15 protein-coding genes are annotated in these 15406 nt (G+C 36.0%); 3 read left to right on the top strand and 12 right to left on the bottom strand.

From position 1 onward, the window contains the following. The gene (gene parC / locus BK574_RS05775) at positions 1–2445 is read left to right on the top strand and encodes a DNA topoisomerase IV subunit A (RefSeq protein WP_078427892.1); all 2445 of its coding nucleotides are present in this window, start codon (positions 1–3) and stop codon (positions 2443–2445) included. 277 nt (positions 2446–2722) lie between these two features. Continuing rightward, positions 2723–3052: a hypothetical protein gene (locus BK574_RS05770; RefSeq protein ID WP_180320579.1), complete on the top strand. Its 330-nt coding sequence runs from the start codon at positions 2723–2725 to the stop codon at positions 3050–3052. A 189-nt stretch (positions 3053–3241) separates the two neighbouring features. Here the strand turns inward: BK574_RS05770 and BK574_RS05765 are convergent, their stop codons facing one another. From BK574_RS05765 to BK574_RS05735, 8 genes are all read right to left on the bottom strand, one after another. Further along, positions 3242–3613 carry an rRNA methyltransferase gene (locus BK574_RS05765; RefSeq protein WP_078427890.1) on the bottom strand — a complete coding sequence of 124 codons (372 nt, stop codon included), beginning with the start codon at positions 3611–3613 and terminating at the stop codon, positions 3242–3244. Between the two features lie 126 nt (positions 3614–3739). Next, positions 3740–3982 carry a hypothetical protein gene (locus BK574_RS26905; protein WP_142247910.1) on the bottom strand — a complete coding sequence of 81 codons (243 nt, stop codon included), beginning with the start codon at positions 3980–3982 and terminating at the stop codon, positions 3740–3742. 15 nt (positions 3983–3997) lie between these two features. Then, positions 3998–4396 (bottom strand): LAGLIDADG family homing endonuclease, encoded by a 399-nt coding sequence (locus BK574_RS05760; RefSeq protein ID WP_078427889.1) that lies wholly within the window; start codon positions 4394–4396, stop codon positions 3998–4000. 606 nt (positions 4397–5002) lie between these two features. Then, positions 5003–5914: a DMT family transporter gene (locus BK574_RS05755; RefSeq protein WP_078427888.1), complete on the bottom strand. Its 912-nt coding sequence runs from the start codon at positions 5912–5914 to the stop codon at positions 5003–5005. Positions 5915–6146: 232 nt separating this feature from the next. After that, positions 6147–7013, bottom strand: a complete 867-nt coding sequence (locus tag BK574_RS05750) for an IS3 family transposase (protein ID WP_078427887.1) — start codon at positions 7011–7013, stop codon at positions 6147–6149. Continuing rightward, positions 6977–7540 carry a helix-turn-helix domain-containing protein gene (locus BK574_RS05745; protein ID WP_075387519.1) on the bottom strand — a complete coding sequence of 188 codons (564 nt, stop codon included), beginning with the start codon at positions 7538–7540 and terminating at the stop codon, positions 6977–6979. The genes BK574_RS05750 and BK574_RS05745 overlap by 37 nt, the downstream gene beginning before the upstream one ends. A gap of 223 nt (positions 7541–7763) precedes the next feature. After that, the gene (locus BK574_RS05740; protein ID WP_078427886.1) at positions 7764–8525 is read right to left on the bottom strand and encodes a GTP cyclohydrolase II; all 762 of its coding nucleotides are present in this window, start codon (positions 8523–8525) and stop codon (positions 7764–7766) included. Positions 8526–8637: 112 nt separating this feature from the next. Then, entirely contained in the window at positions 8638–9429 is a 792-nt protein-coding gene (locus BK574_RS05735; protein WP_078427885.1) for a dioxygenase family protein, read from the bottom strand. Positions 9430–9729: 300 nt separating this feature from the next. Between BK574_RS05735 and BK574_RS05730 the strand changes: the two genes are divergently transcribed. After that, complete coding sequence (locus BK574_RS05730; protein ID WP_078427884.1) at positions 9730–10269, top strand: helix-turn-helix domain-containing protein; 540 nt, start codon at positions 9730–9732, stop codon at positions 10267–10269. 89 nt (positions 10270–10358) lie between these two features. Here BK574_RS05730 and BK574_RS05725 read toward each other — a convergent pair whose 3' ends face one another. From BK574_RS05725 to BK574_RS05710, 4 genes are all read right to left on the bottom strand, one after another. Next, positions 10359–11555: an iron-containing alcohol dehydrogenase gene (locus tag BK574_RS05725; protein ID WP_078427883.1), complete on the bottom strand. Its 1197-nt coding sequence runs from the start codon at positions 11553–11555 to the stop codon at positions 10359–10361. 112 nt (positions 11556–11667) lie between these two features. Further along, positions 11668–12762 (bottom strand): enoyl-CoA hydratase/isomerase family protein, encoded by a 1095-nt coding sequence (locus tag BK574_RS05720; RefSeq protein WP_078427882.1) that lies wholly within the window; start codon positions 12760–12762, stop codon positions 11668–11670. 89 nt (positions 12763–12851) lie between these two features. Continuing rightward, positions 12852–14306: a CoA-acylating methylmalonate-semialdehyde dehydrogenase gene (locus BK574_RS05715; protein WP_078427881.1), complete on the bottom strand. Its 1455-nt coding sequence runs from the start codon at positions 14304–14306 to the stop codon at positions 12852–12854. Between the two features lie 311 nt (positions 14307–14617). Further along, on the bottom strand, positions 14618–15265 hold the full coding sequence (locus tag BK574_RS05710) for a nitroreductase family protein (protein ID WP_078427880.1): 648 nt from the start codon (positions 15263–15265) through the stop codon (positions 14618–14620). Between the last annotated feature and the right edge of the window lie 141 nt (positions 15266–15406).

Genomic DNA, 15406 nt, shown 5'->3' with positions numbered 1-15406 from the left:
TTGGCACAAACAGAGCGCTACCTAGACCTACCACTAGAAGAAGTTATTGGCGATCGCTTCGGTCGCTATAGTAAATACATTATCCAAGATCGTGCGCTGCCAGATGTGCGTGATGGTTTAAAACCCGTACAACGGAGAATTTTATATGCGATGTATCGCGAAGGAAACCTAGCAGACAAGCCATTCCGAAAGGCTGCAAAAACAGTCGGAAACGTTATCGGTAACTATCATCCACACGGTGATACGTCAGTGTACGATGCAATGATCCGGATGAGTCAAGACTGGAAGCTTCGAAATCTACTTGTTGAGATGCACGGGAACAATGGTTCAATTGATGGTGATCCACCCGCTGCGATGCGTTATACAGAAGCTAGGTTATCATCAATTGCCTCAGAACTATTACGAGATATTGATAAAGAAACAGTTGATTTTATTTCAAACTTTGACGACTCACAGGAAGAGCCAGTTGTTTTACCATCAAAGTTTCCTAATTTACTCGTAAACGGTTCAACTGGGATTTCTGCTGGTTATGCCACAGACATTCCACCGCATCACCTAGGTGAAGTTATTGATGGCACAATCCATTTGATGGAAAACCCACTAGCTAGCTTAGAGAACTTAATGAAGTATATAAAGGGCCCAGACTTTCCTACAGGAGGTATCGCTCAAGGTCTAGACGGAATAAAACAAGCGTATCAAACAGGTAAAGGAAAGGTCGTACTTCGAGCAAAAACGGAAATAGAAGAGCTAAAAGGCGGACGCCAACAAATTGTCATAACAGAAATTCCATACGAGATCATTAAAGCAAACCTCGTAAAGAAAATGGACGAGCTTCGTTTTGACAAAAAAGTAGACGGAATGGCGGAAGTACGCGATGAAACCGATCGAACAGGACTACGTATCGTCGTGGAATTGAAAAAAGATGCTAGTGCTGAGGCAATTTTAAACTATTTATTTAAAAACACAGACCTACAAATAACGTACAGCTTTAACATGGTTGCCATTCATAATAAACGCCCACGATTACTCGGGCTAAAAGAAATGTTGCAAGCGTATATTAGTCATCAAAAAGAAGTGATTACACGTAGGTCCAAATATGAATTACGGAAAGCAAAGGAAAGAGCTCATATTGTTGAAGGTCTCATAAAGGCGATTTCAATCTTAGACGAAGTGATCGCAACGATCCGTTCTTCAAAAGATAAGAGAGATGCAAAGGATAATCTTATTGAACGCTTTGAATTTACTGAGCCACAGGCAGAAGCAATTGTTACGTTACAACTATATCGTTTAACAAATACAGATATAACAACACTACAAAAGGAAGCAGACGAATTAACTAAATTAATCAAACGATTAGAAGCCATCCTTAATAGTGAAGCAAAACTAATTGCTGTCATAAAAAAAGATTTACTGCAAATCAAAGAAACATTTGCAGATGAACGAAGAACAGTCATTAAAAAAGACGTTGAGGAAATCAAAATCGACCTCGAAGTTCTCGTTCCAGCTGAAGATGTAATGGTTACCGTTACAAAAGAAGGGTATGTCAAACGCACAAGCCTTCGTTCATACGCTGCATCTAATAGCGAACCACCAGGAATGAAGGATGAAGATTATGTGATAGGCTTTTTCAACACGAATACAGTTGATACTCTTCTCATTTTCACAAAGCTAGGAAACTATTTGCATTTACCAGTGCATCAACTCCCAGACATCCGCTGGAAAGATAACGGACAGCATGTCGCCAACCTCGTTACTGGATTAGATCGTGAGGATGAAATACTTCATTCGATGGTCATTAAAGAGTTTAGCGAGGAAGAGTATTTATTATTTATTACGAAGAACGGAATGGTCAAACGAAGTCAGTTGTCCCTTTATAAAGCACAACGCTTTACTAAGCCATTAGTCGCTGTGAAGCTTAAAGATGATGATGAAGTTGTAAATGTACACTTAACACAAGGGTCTTCGGAAGTATTTCTAGGAACAAATCAAGGATACGGTTTATGGTTTACAGAAAAAGAAATTAATATTGTCGGCCAACGTGCAGCAGGGGTTAAAGGAATTAACTTAAAACAAGATGACTTCGTAATAAATGGACATACCTTTACATTGGATGTAAAAGTATTTTTCTTCGTCGCGACTCAACGTGGAGCCGTTAAAAAGATAGCAATTACTGAATTTGATAAATCAACAAGAGCAAAACGCGGACTCGTTTTGTTAAGAGAGTTAAAAAATCAACCACATCGAATTGTCGGTTTAGAAAAAGTAGTAAACAATGAACAAATCATTTTAGCAACAAAAAACAATGCAAAAGCATTTGTTGAAGTTGCTCACCTACGACCGAATGACCGATATAGTAATGGATCGTTTGTTTTAGATAGCACAACCGATGGGGAAGTCAACCGAATATGGAAAATTGTCAGTACTGAACAAAAAAATGATGAGTAGTATCACTCATCATTTTTTTTGTTCAATTTCTAATACGCAAATCACGAAAGAATGTGGGGTTGAAAAGTAGATGTAATATAAATAACCGACAACTTATAGCAAAATTAACACGAGAAATCTGAAATTATAAGGAAATCACGAAGTTTCCATAATAATATTATGTAAACTAGTAAAAGTAGTCACTAGATAGTAGTAGGGCTTTATGATAGAGTAATAGTATAGTCAGGTTTTATTACAAAGTTAAGTCAATAAAAAATAATATATGTAGGTGATAAATATGGTTAAGCAGGAACTTTCTAATTTCTTTATTCAGAAAATTGAAACAGCAAAAGTGCAATTTGAACGAACAATTGACTGTAAACACACTGAATTTGACGATCTTTATCCATACATGAGCGAACAACCACAATTCTTTTGGTACAAACGCTATGTAGCGTGGCAAGAATTATTAACAGTTGTTAAACTAGCGAACGAATTAGATTTAGACTGGAGTCAAGCTTTTACAGAAAAACAAGCTAAATACGTTCAATCCAAAGTATTAGATGCCAAAGTTTTAGATTACTGGTATGAAGAAGTAAATTCTGAAGAAGAAAAGCAAAATAAATAAAACAATATATAATTCAGCACCTAAAATCATTGCGGTGCTGATTTTTTTATTGAACTCCATTTAAATAAATTTTAATTTCGTCTCACTATTATGAGTTTACTTGGGTTTTGAGACCATCTTTTTCTTTTAATTTTTAGTTCTTATAATATATATTATGTCGGGGGCGTTAAAGAATGGAAATATAGACATCTACTCTATTCGATATCTATAACTTCTATCCTTAATATTATCAAGATCGATGAATTCTACACTATATTCAATAACATCATTAATAAATAATTGGTGACGCTTTGCAAACTCTTTTACTTCTGTTAATAATTCTTCGTCGTAAGTCGTCTTATATTGAACTCGATCTTTTGGTCTTAATTCTTTATTAAAAGTGATAACATTGTGAGACAATACGTTACGTAAGCCGCTTTCTATTAAATAGTTGGCATGAGTGTCATACTCATTTGCTAAAGCGTTTAATCGGTCAATTATAGTCTTACTGATATTTGTTCTAAATTTAACCCTTGATACATCTGTAGTATGTATTAAATTTCCATTTGCTTTTTTCCACATGTTCATCATTCCTCCTGATTAATTTTAGTTGCATGTAACATCATATATTCTTTTTTATATGAATGATAATTTTCAGGTATATTCCTATAAATTACTTCGGCAAGTTTAGGTAAACTATCTTTACCTTTAACCCAGATGCGATATACTAAATTTTGTGATCTCCGATCGCAAATTCCATGATTGATAAACGGAAAGTAAACCTTCTGAAAATAGTAGACTTCCTGAAGTCACATTCATTACATAGCCAGTCTTTTGGACCCAACCATCCCCATCAATAACTCCACGAACAAATGAAGGTAGAAATTCTTCTGGAACTTCTGGAAATGGGACGGTTAGAGATTTATTTGCTGAAACCCCTAACTTTTCCAAATCATTTTTAATTTTTTAAGAATTGATGATTAACGTTGGTGTTTTTCTCGTTGCCCCAATCGGTGCCAATATGTAGTCTGCTTCCATATAGTTTGCAATTAACCGAAGTATGTTTTCATCTTTTTGAGTGAACGTTATGCTATGCAATTGATGATGTACACAACCATCTGTAATAAATAAACCCAATACCCAAGCCATCTCATGTGTCCAAACGGTAAAGAAATCTTCATTCACTTTATGTTTACGAGGTTGGCCTGAGTATTGTTCACGATTCATTTTGACCTTATGTTTATATAAAACATTACGAATGGATCGATCCGATAGACCTGTAAGTTGTTCCATTTCTTTATATGGCATTTCACTTTTGTATAGTTCTATGATGAATTCATCAGTAATACCAGGCTTTCTTGGCATGTTTTCTCCCCCCAATAAAAAAATAATAATTACTGAGTAACATGAAAGCTCATAGAGCATCGTTCTACATTTCAAAATACATCTCGCCATTTATTCAACTATAAATCAATATGTAACACTAACTCCATTATACAAACATCTGTTCTCTTTTGCAACGAGGTGATGAAATCTAGACAATAAAAATTCAAATATTTCTCTATCTATCATAATATATAACCTCTAACTAGCAGTATTTATCTCAATTTTCCAACATTTGTTTCGTCTAAAATTAATGTATTTATATCGCTTAAAAATAGATTTGCAATAATATCGTATTTCCACTCCCATTACGGCCAACTAAACCAATTCGATCTTGTGTATAAATGTGTAATTGATTAACGTCTAATAAAAGTCGATCCTTTATATAATGTATAATGTTTCAATACTTCTAATAATTTCATACGATAATCCCCTACTTTCCATTTTCGAGGACAAAAAAAGCCCCTATCTACAGTCAGAATAGGAGGCATTCAAATAGGTGTACACGAATAAGAGACTACGCTCTTCGTTAACTATAGAAATCCATTACTAATCTATTTTTATAGAAAGCTCTAACGATTCTTAGCGTTAAGCTATAATCTCTTTTTTTTCTACTTTTGTTTTCAATTTCATTCGCTCTAGATTATGTTGTTGATGTAAAAATAAAGATACACCTAGTAAAACAATTACCCCTCCAAATATTTGTAAGGGGATTACTCGTTCCCCTAATAAAAGCACGGCTAAAATCGTAGCTCCAACGGGTTCTCCTAGAATACTCATTGATATTGTCGTAGTGTTCACATAATTTAATAAAAAATTAAAGATCACATGTGCAATCGTGGGTACGATGGCTAATAATATAAAAATCCCCCATTCTCGCATTTCGTAGCCCGACATAGGAACACTCGCCAAAAGATTATAAATCGTTAAGGCGATACCAGCAAATAAAAATACAGAAAAACTATAGATCCAATGAGAAATTTCTTTCACCTTGCTTTGCCCCACTAACAAATACGCAACGACGGCAATCACACTTAAAAACGATAAAAGATTTCCAATCATGGCTGACAAACTACCATGGCCAAAATCTCCCCAGCCGACCATAACAACACCGATCATCGAAATTCCAATGGGCCATAGTAGAAGCATATTCATTCTTTCTTTGTAAAAGAAAAATGCGCCCAACAAGGCCACAATCGGTTGTAATGACAAAATAATCGTGGAACTGGCTACTGTAGTTAGTTTCAAAGAACCGAACCATAACGCAAAATGTAAACCTAAAAAACTACCAGCAATCGCTAAAAGCAACCAATCTTTGTTCGATAGATTGAAAAACTGTTTTCTTTTTATCCAAACAATAGGTAACAATAATATGCATGCTAAATACATACGGTACATACTTAATATCGTAGCTGGCGCCTCGGACCATTTGACAAAGATCGCTGCAAACGAAATGGCGATAATAGCTATAGTTAATAATAATCCAACTGGCTTTTTCATGTTTCCTCCTGTCTGTTCTTCTTTCCCTCTCAACTATGTAACGAGGTTAGACCTTAAATCAATTTCTATTTGCTGAACACAAATATTACTTTAACACCTAATAGTATCATTTCATATTGTTATTTTTCCATAATAATATTTCTGTTTATGAAATTGAAAAAATTAAAACGGAATAAAACGAACAAGAAGAGAGCGAATGTATGGTGGTTACCCCTAAAAGTTAGAGTTTTTATTATGCAGCTGATTGGCTGGGTTGAGTTCGGTATTCTACTGGACTTAAACCAGCCAATTTTCCTTTTGATCGTACATGGTTGTACCAGTAGATATATTCTTCAATCCGTCTTTTTAATTCTTCATAGTTTACTAATTCTTCCCCATAATACATTTCTTGCTTTAAAATACCAAAGAAATTCTCCATCGAAGCATTGTCTGCGCAGGTTGCTTTACGTGACATGCTTTGGAATACTTTATTTTCTTTTAATGTCTTCACCCATTGACTGTGCTGGTAATGCCAGCCTTGATCGGAATGGATGGTGGTGCGATAAGTTGCATGATTATTTATTATCTCTATTGTTTCTTTTAAAGGCTCCATGACAAGGTCTAACGTGGGACGTTTCTTGATTTCAAAAGCAATAATTTCCCCGTTATAAAGGTCAAGAATCGGATTTAAATATAACTTCTCTTCGTCTAGACATTTGAATTCTGTAATGTCGGTTACTAATTTTTGTAGAGGGATAGGTGTGCTAAAGCGGCGGGATAATCTGTTTTTCGCTATTCTTCCAACCTTCCCCTTATAAGAATTGTATTTACGAGATTTCCTCATAAATTTCACACACTTTAACCCCAATTCACGCATTATACGATACACTTTTTTATGGTTTATAGAATGTCCTAACTTCTTTAATTCTTTCGTGATCCGTTTATAACCATAACGTTCATGAAACTTTTTAAATAGTTCCGTAATGATTTTTTTAAATTCTGAGTCCGAATCTTCTCTGTCAAAGTTCCCGACATGATAGTGGTAGGTTGCTTCTGGAATTCCCACGACAAGGAGAATATCTTTTAATCGGAATCCATCTTCTTTGAGTTCGAATGCCACCTTTGCTTGTGCTTTTCGTGGAAGGCATTCTGATTCTCTCGAAAAGCTTTCAACTTTTTTAGGTAAGCATTTTCTAGTCGCAATAATTCATTCTCGCGTTCCAGTTCTTCTTCGCGTGTTAACTTCTTCTCTTCTTTTTTCATTGGTTTATTGGTGTTTTTAGACATAGAAGATCGCCCCTTTAATCTTGGTTTTAGGCCTTCTATCCCTTGTTCATTAAATGTTTTCATCCAACGGTGAATTAATGAAGGATTATTCAATCGAAATTGTTCAGCAGTTTCCTGAAAAGAAGCACCTGTCTCTACCATAAATTGTATCGTATCCATTTTAAATTGAACAGAGTAGGCACCTTTCATTTTTCTTCGCTTTAATCCCTCTATCCCTTTTATTTTATAGGCTCTTACCCAATCTTGTATTGGTGTTTGAGAGGGCATATTATATTTTTTCGCTAGTGACTTATATCCAAGATTTCCATTTAAATACTCGGTAACAAGCTTTATTTTAAATGCTTCACTATATTTGGCCATAAAAACACCCCCGAGAGTTAGATTTTCTACTCTAACTTTCGGGGGTCGGTACCTATTTGCTCTCTTCTTGTTCTACAATTTGTATTTATTACTAATGTTGATACCAAGTAACTTTAACGTTTTTCCGAAAGAAGTCTCCCCTCTTCAAGCTAAGTGGTGAGTAGTTCACCACTAGATCGCACTTCTGTTTGTTTCCCTAGATTACTAATAGCCTGATAGCTATCTAGATAATTCTTACTCGACAAGTTGAGCTTTCACCTATGTGACCAGAACGATTTATTTTAGTCTTAAGATAGTTTTCATTAAACTCAGAAACATCTCCCCAAAGAGGCTTTCGATCCGAAACGTTCAAACCAGAGTTTTTCAAAGCTTCTACCTTTTTAGGGTTGTTTGTCATAATGGTAACAGGTTTTGTTCGAAGTTTCTTTAATACTTGAATGGCATCATCATAATTTCTTGAGTCATCAACAAAGCCTAGTTTCTCGTTCGCTTCAACTGTATCATAGCCGTTCTCTTGAAGTGCGTAGGCCATAGCTTTACTAAACAAGCCAATCCCTCTTCCTTCATGATTTGCTAAATAAAATACTGCTCCCGTTCCATGCTCGACAATCATTTTCATAGATTGTTTCAATTGATAGCCGCAATCACATCGCTTACTGCCAAAAATATCACCCGTATGGCAAATAGAATGCATGCGGATAAGAGCTTCTTCTGCAAATGAAAATTCACCATATGATAGTACGCTTGATTGCTGAAATTCAGCTAAATTAGTAGAGGATAGTTTCTCAATCAAACTCTCGTAATCTTCGATTACTTCCTCAGTTTTCAACCAACAGTACCATTGGAAAGTTATCGTCTCACCATACAAATTAACGGGTAGTTGTATTGGTCCTACTAAATAGATGGCTCCTGTAGCCATCTTTATTAATTGAATTTTATCTTTAAGCACTGTAAGAACGTTTTCGTTAATCTTAGTTTGTATCATAAGTACGACTCCTTTATCAATCGTAATGTAATATATTTTAATGGAGTTTAGATTTGTATAAGAAAGCATTACCCCTAAATGGAAGTTATGCTCAAAGTATATTTCATTACATTTACTTCGATACACCAAATTGCCACACACTGTGACTAAGGTTTCCATATCGATAACTACGATGTAATAATGTTGCTGTTCGTTCTTGATCTGCAGCACCCATTGCATAAAAAAGTGGGATAAAATGTTCATTTCCATATCGCGGCACGGCATATTCAGCAGCTGGTGCTAATGTGTTGTACTTAAATAATGATTGAATGTCCCAATTATTAATATGTCGCTCTAACCATCGGTCGAAATCAAGTGCCCATTCATCGGCAGTTCCGTGATCACTACCAAATTTTAAGACGCCAAGATTATGGACAGTTCCGCCACTCCCAATGATTAATATATCTTTCTCTCTTAGTTGTGCTAATGATTTTCCGATTTGATATTGCTCTTCAGGTGTTAAGTTAGGGTTAACAGACATTGAAATGACAGGAATATCGGCATTTGGATAAAGCAGTTTAAGCACTACCCATGCCCCGTGATCTAAACCACGTCTTGTATCCACTTCATAAGTTACACCTTGTGTGATGATAGCTTTTTCGATATCCTTTGTGACTGCAGCGTCCCCTTTAGCTGGATATTTTATTTGATATAAAGCATCAGGAAAGCCACCAAAATCATAGATCGTTTCAAACTCATCAACTTCACTTACTTTTTGAGTAAATGACTCCCAGTGTGCTGAAAATAAAATAACTGCTTTTGGTTTCGGTAAAGTCACACCTAAATGCTGTAAAAATTGAGTATACTCATTATTCTCAATAGCTAATAACGGTGCTCCGTGAGCAACAAACAATGATGGTAACATAATAAATTCCCCCCGTATGTTATCTATGCTGTAATTTTTCAAGAAATATATTAACTCAATTATTTTTATATTGAAAGTTAGTTGATGCCACCACACGATGTGGGTTCACTTCATCTTACTTGTTTCCTCTAAGCCTTAAAGTAAATATTCTTATTTAGAAACTATAAAGAAAATAAACGTTTGTTTCTTAATAGGAATATTTATTACTTATAAGATAACAATGAAAAATGTAGATTGTCAATAATGTTTTTGTTAATATAGAAATATGTTTCTTATTAGAAAACACTAGAGGTGGTTTAAGTGGATATTGGTACTAAAATTCGTGCAATTCGAAATAGGAAAAAAATCACCATTGCTCAAATGTGCGAAGGAACTGGTCTTTCCAAAGGATTTATAAGTAACGTAGAAAATAATAATACTTCTCCATCTATTAGTACATTAAGTACAATTGCTACATTTTTAGGAGTTCCTTTACCTTACTTATTGTTAGAAAAAAAACAGCACATGAGTGTCGTCCGAAAAGATGGAAGAAAAGTTTCATCATTTAATAAGTTAAAAATTGAGCATTTGACCTCAAAAGGTGGACTAAGAATGATGATCGTTGAATTTCCACCAGGAGCATCAATCGGGGAACCCCATTCACATGAGGGAGAAGAGTGCCATTTGGTATTAGAAGGAAAAGTGTTAGCAGAACAAGGGGAGGATTCGGTGATAGTAGAAGAAGGTGATTCTTTCAGTTGGAATGCAAGTGTCCCACACTTCGTAAAAAACATAGGAGATGGGAAAGCGGTAGTCTTAATTTCAATTTATACAGATACTGAATTGAATGATATTCTATAGTCATCGTTATGTGGATCGATATCAAGAAACAATACGAACTGTTAAAAAGGTTGAAATCACTAGGATTCCAACCTTTTTTAATAAATTTATTAAGAGATATTTAATTCTTCACTCATATTATAGTCGAAGCAACGATAATATAATTCGACGATCTCGTGCTCTTCAGGTACTTTTGGGTTATTAGCTGGACTTCCGCTCGCGATAGCATCTTTAGCCATTTTTTGAACGACTTTATCTAAGGCTTGTTGGTCTATTCCCCACTGTTTCATATTAGGGATATTTAAATCTACACATAATTTTTTAACTTCGTTGACTACGTGATTCGCTATTTCTTCTTTTGCTATGCTTTTCAAATCTGGAGATATAACAGCACCGATTTGAGCAAGACGATCAATGCATTCTTCCTTACTGTATTCTAATACAGCTGGTAATAACATGGCATTAGAAACGCCATGAGGAACATGAAACAACGCACCAATCGGTCTTGACATGCCATGTACTAAACAAACGGAAGCATTTGAAAACGCGACTCCTGCTTGCATAGAAGCTAATGCCATCTTCTCGCGTGCTTCCAGGTCATCGCCGTTTTCATAAGCGCTGCGAATGTTTTCAAAGATTAATTGAATGGCAGATAAAGCTAGATTGTCCGTGAACGAGTGTGACTTTCTAGAAATAAACGCCTCGATCGCATGACATAATGCATCTACTCCTGTTGCAGCCGTTACTTTTTTTGGTGAAGAAACCGTGAGCAACGGATCTACAATCGCAACTTCGGGTAGGAATGCTGTTTGCTTGATCATCATTTTTACATCGTTCTTCGTATTGGTGATTACGGTAACATCTGTAGCTTCAGATCCTGTTCCAGCAGTTGTTGGAATGGCGATTAATGGTAATGGATTTTCGCTTGCTAACCTCTTATTACCCATGTACTCACTAATATCTCCACCATTTGTTGCGAGCACTGCCACTGCTTTAGCCGTATCGATACAGCTTCCACCACCTAAAGCAATCACGAGGTCACATTCTTTTTCTTTTAGTAGATCCAAAGCTTGTTCTACAAAAATATCAGTAGGTTCAGTATTAACATCTAGATACGTAGTGTAAGATACATTCGATTCTTTTAAGTGCGTAATACAGTCGTTAACATAACCGAGGCTTTCCATAATTTGATCACTAATAATCAAAGCATGAGTTCCTCTTGAATGCGCCTCTTTTCCAACCATCTTAAGCGATTCGCGTCCATAAAAGATTGCTCTTGGCATGTAAACACTTGAGAAAGCGTTCATGAATATACCATCTCCCTTAATATCCTTTAGATATCTCTTGTTAACCTGTCTTTTGAGTGAGCTCTATGTTTGTAAACTATTTTTTTCATTCCATCAGCATGAATGAGCGAAATTATGCCAATGCATCGAATTTTTTTAAAATATCGTTGTCATTTTCCCACTTAAAGAATTTTAAGACATCTTCTTCTGTAACGTCTTCAAAGCGGGAAGGATTCCATTTTGGTGAGCGATCTTTATCAACGAGGACCGCACGTACCCCTTCATAAAAATCTGGAAGGCTCATAAAATTCATCCCTAAAATAAATTCCATTTTGAAACAATCAACAATCGATTGGTTTTCACCTTGCTGTAACTGTCGAAGTGTCACTTTTAAAGAAGTTGGTGATTTTGACAACAAAATATCTAACGTTTCTTTCGCCCATTCATCCCCGTTTTTCACTTCTGTTTCTAAAGATGCCACAATTTTTTCCATTGTATTATGGGAAAAATGTTGATTTATTTTTTCTTGATTGTTTGCTAGGCTTGAATGTTCAACATCGATTGGTTGGTTATATTTATGTAAGATCGTAGTAAGCTTTTCTTCTACTCCAGTTGTAGACCAATCGGTGCTTGCAATATCGGATGTTAAACTCTCCCAATCTTCACTATTTAAATAAATGTCAGCCGCACCTGCGTATAAAACATCAGCTGCTTTAATAATTCCTGAAGTTAGTGCTAAATATCGACCTGTATATCCAGGCATCTGATTTAAAAAATAACTTGCACCGACGTCTGGGTAGAAACCGATATTCATCTCAGGCATCGCCCACTTCGTTTTTTCCGTAACAATTCTATGAGAGGCACCGACTGATATTCCAACGCCACCACCCATTACGATTCCATTCATATTGACTAGAACAGGTTTTGGATATCCGTGTATCATAATGTCCATCGAATATTCTTTTGAGAAAAACTCACGTGCAAGACTTAATACATTGGAGTCTCTTAAATCATATAATGCCCTCATATCTCCGCCTGCACATAGCCCTTTAGCTCCTTCACCGCTAACACAAACTAATGATACGGTAGGATCATCTTTCCACTCTAGGAATTGACGAGATAGTAAATCAACCATTTCTGCATTTAGTGAATTAATTACATTCGGTCGGTTTAAACGGATCCAACCCACATTATTTTCTACTTCAAATAAAACACTAGAATCACTCATTTAACTTTCACCTCTTAAGTCTATTCCGTAGGAGGAGGAAATTTTCCTCGGCATAATATTTCATGTTCCTCCCCTACGTATTGTTATGTTTAGTACCGAGCTGTAAGCATTTTCTTTCGTGTATAAAATTCTACACCATCTTTTCCGTTTGCATGGAGATCTCCATAGAAGGAATTTTTATAACCTGAGAATGGGAAAAATGCCATCGGTGCAGGAACCCCTAGGTTAACTCCAAGCATCCCAGCATCAATATCTTCACGGAATTTCCTCACTGTTTTTGCACTATCTGTGTACAAGCAGGCTCCGTTAGCAAATTCAGATTCGTTGGCAATTTCGATCGCTTCATCAAGATCTTGAACGCGAACGACCGATAAGACTGGTGCAAAAATTTCATCTTGCCATATTTTCATTCCTGGCTTAACATTATCGAAAATCGTTGGGCCTACGAAGTACCCTTCTTCAGACACTTCATCTTGACGACCATCACGAACTAATTTAGCTCCTTCTTTTTCACCGATCTCGATATAATTAATCGTTTTCTCTTTATGAGAATCACGGATCACAGGACCTAACGTGACATCTTTATTAATGCCGTTGCCGATTTTGATATCATCTGCTGCAGCTTTTAACCTAATCATTAATTCTTCAGCAACATCTCCAACTGCTACTACTACAGCGCATGCCATACAACGTTCACCTGCTGATCCGAATGCTGCACCAATTATGTTAGTAACCGCACTATCTAAATCAGCATCAGGCATGACGATAGAATGGTTCTTTGCTCCTGCTAACGCTTGAACTCTCTTTCCGTTTGCTGCAGCTGTTTTATATACATATTCAGCTACAGGTTGAGAACCTACAAATGAAACCGCTTTAATATCTTTGTGAGTAAGGATCCCATTTACAACATCATGAGCACCATGAACGACATTTAATACGCCATCTGGAAGACCAGCTTCTTTAAATAATTCAGCTAAGCGATTGGCTAAAAGCGGCGTTCGCTCCGAAGGTTTTAATACAAATGTATTTCCACAAGCAATGGCTAAAGGGAACATCCAACAAGGAACCATCATTGGGAAGTTAAACGGTGTAATCCCACCTACTACACCAATAGGATAACGATACATTCCGGATTCGATGCCAGTTGCAATATCAGGAAGTTGTTCACCCATCATCAACGTAGGGGCACCTGCCGCAAATTCAACACATTCGATCCCGCGCTGAACTTCACCGTAAGCATCGTCATAACTTTTCCCATTCTCTTTTGTAATGAGCTGAGCAAGTTCTTCCCAATGCTCAATGAGAAGTTGTTGGTAGCGGAATAAGATACGTGCTCTTTTTGGTACAGGAACGTTTCTCCATTCCTTAAAGGCTATTTTCGCTGTTTTTGCCGCTAAATCTAGATCTTCATATGTAGAGATAGGAACGTACGCAATTGCCTCACCTGTGGCTGGATTATAAACCTCATCTATTTTGTCAGTTTTAGACTCTACCCATTCTCCACCAATAAAATTTTTAAGCGTTTTCAATTCTGTCTGGTTCATCTTTCTCTCCATCTCCTTTCAAATATTAACTATTGTTACTGGTAATTGAATTTTCAGTATTTTCTTTGCGACAATTGGCAGTAAAACCTATTTTACTTCCACTATATTTATTTCTCTTCATTTAATGTTATCCCTTCTTCTTTTGGAAAAATTTTATTCCAACCAGTATAAAAATTTTAAAAAGTCGGAATTTATAATAAAAAAGGATAGTCACATGACCATCCTTGATGAATATCCTAAAATATTTATAGTTTTGCTGTTCTACATGAAAAATCATTTTTTGAACGAATCTCACTGTGGCTATTGCAACCTTACTCTATAATAGTAACGATTTCATCGACTTCTTTTCTTGGCATTTTCTTTGGCTGATCTTTTGGATGACCTAGAGAAATGACCATATTGATTTCTTTGTGTTCTTCGATGTTTAAGTAACTACGAAGCTTGTCTTGTGCGAGTAATACAGGGCCTGTCATTGGACAAGTACCTAGTCCTTTTGAATGAGCAGCTAACATTAAATTTTGGGCAGCTAAACAACTACTTTTAATTCCTTCTTCTGTCCAGACTGCATCTTCTACAAATCCAATGGGATCAAAAATCTTTTCTTTAAATTTTGATTCATAAGGAGTTGCTAAACAGACGATAAGAACTGGCGCTTCAGAGAACGCTGTCGCATATGGACCAAAAGAGCGAACGAGAAGTTTAGCAGGTTTTTCCTGCCCTTTTTCTGTCGCTTCTTGTGCTTTTTCGTGAAGAGCGGCCCATGTCATGTCTTCAATCTCTTTAATTTTGTCTTGATTCGTTATAACGATAAACTCCCAAGTTTGTGAGTTTGTATCAGAAGGTGCATATCTGGCACAGTCTAAAATATCGATGATATCTTGTTTGTCTACAGGCTTGTCCTGGAACTTTCGCACACTTCTTCTTTCTTGTATTAATTGTTTTGTTTGTAAAAAATCCATGAAAACACCCTTTTCAATAGTTGTTATGTAAAAATAGCTCAAAGTATATTTTAACAAATGCAAAACAAAATTCCATTATACAATGATAAATAATATAAAAACTTCACTTTGTATAAACTTTTCTTGTTTCATCAAAGCACC

Source organism: Alkalihalobacterium alkalinitrilicum (assembly GCF_002019605.1).
Lineage (GTDB): Bacteria > Bacillota > Bacilli > Bacillales > Bacillaceae_F > Alkalihalobacterium > Alkalihalobacterium alkalinitrilicum.
The sequence above is the reverse complement of the archived record's forward strand: the minus strand, read 5'-3'. Positions and strand labels throughout refer to the sequence as shown.

What these genes read in the sequence shown, in the direction of transcription:
- BK574_RS05770 (WP_180320579.1), top strand. Translation starts at nt 2,723, where the DNA reads ATGGTTAAGCAGGAACTTTCTAATTTCTTTATTCAGAAAATTGAAACA.
- BK574_RS05765 (WP_078427890.1), bottom strand. Translation starts at nt 3,613, where the DNA reads ATGTGGAAAAAAGCAAATGGAAATTTAATACATACTACAGATGTATCA.
- BK574_RS05760 (WP_078427889.1), bottom strand. Translation starts at nt 4,396, where the DNA reads ATGCCAAGAAAGCCTGGTATTACTGATGAATTCATCATAGAACTATAC.
- BK574_RS05755 (WP_078427888.1), bottom strand. Translation starts at nt 5,914, where the DNA reads ATGAAAAAGCCAGTTGGATTATTATTAACTATAGCTATTATCGCCATT.
- BK574_RS05745 (WP_075387519.1), bottom strand. Translation starts at nt 7,540, where the DNA reads ATGGCCAAATATAGTGAAGCATTTAAAATAAAGCTTGTTACCGAGTAT.
- BK574_RS05740 (WP_078427886.1), bottom strand. Translation starts at nt 8,525, where the DNA reads ATGATACAAACTAAGATTAACGAAAACGTTCTTACAGTGCTTAAAGAT.
- BK574_RS05735 (WP_078427885.1), bottom strand. Translation starts at nt 9,429, where the DNA reads ATGTTACCATCATTGTTTGTTGCTCACGGAGCACCGTTATTAGCTATT.
- BK574_RS05725 (WP_078427883.1), bottom strand. Translation starts at nt 11,555, where the DNA reads ATGAACGCTTTCTCAAGTGTTTACATGCCAAGAGCAATCTTTTATGGA.
- BK574_RS05720 (WP_078427882.1), bottom strand. Translation starts at nt 12,762, where the DNA reads ATGAGTGATTCTAGTGTTTTATTTGAAGTAGAAAATAATGTGGGTTGG.
- BK574_RS05715 (WP_078427881.1), bottom strand. Translation starts at nt 14,306, where the DNA reads ATGAACCAGACAGAATTGAAAACGCTTAAAAATTTTATTGGTGGAGAA.
- BK574_RS05710 (WP_078427880.1), bottom strand. Translation starts at nt 15,265, where the DNA reads ATGGATTTTTTACAAACAAAACAATTAATACAAGAAAGAAGAAGTGTG.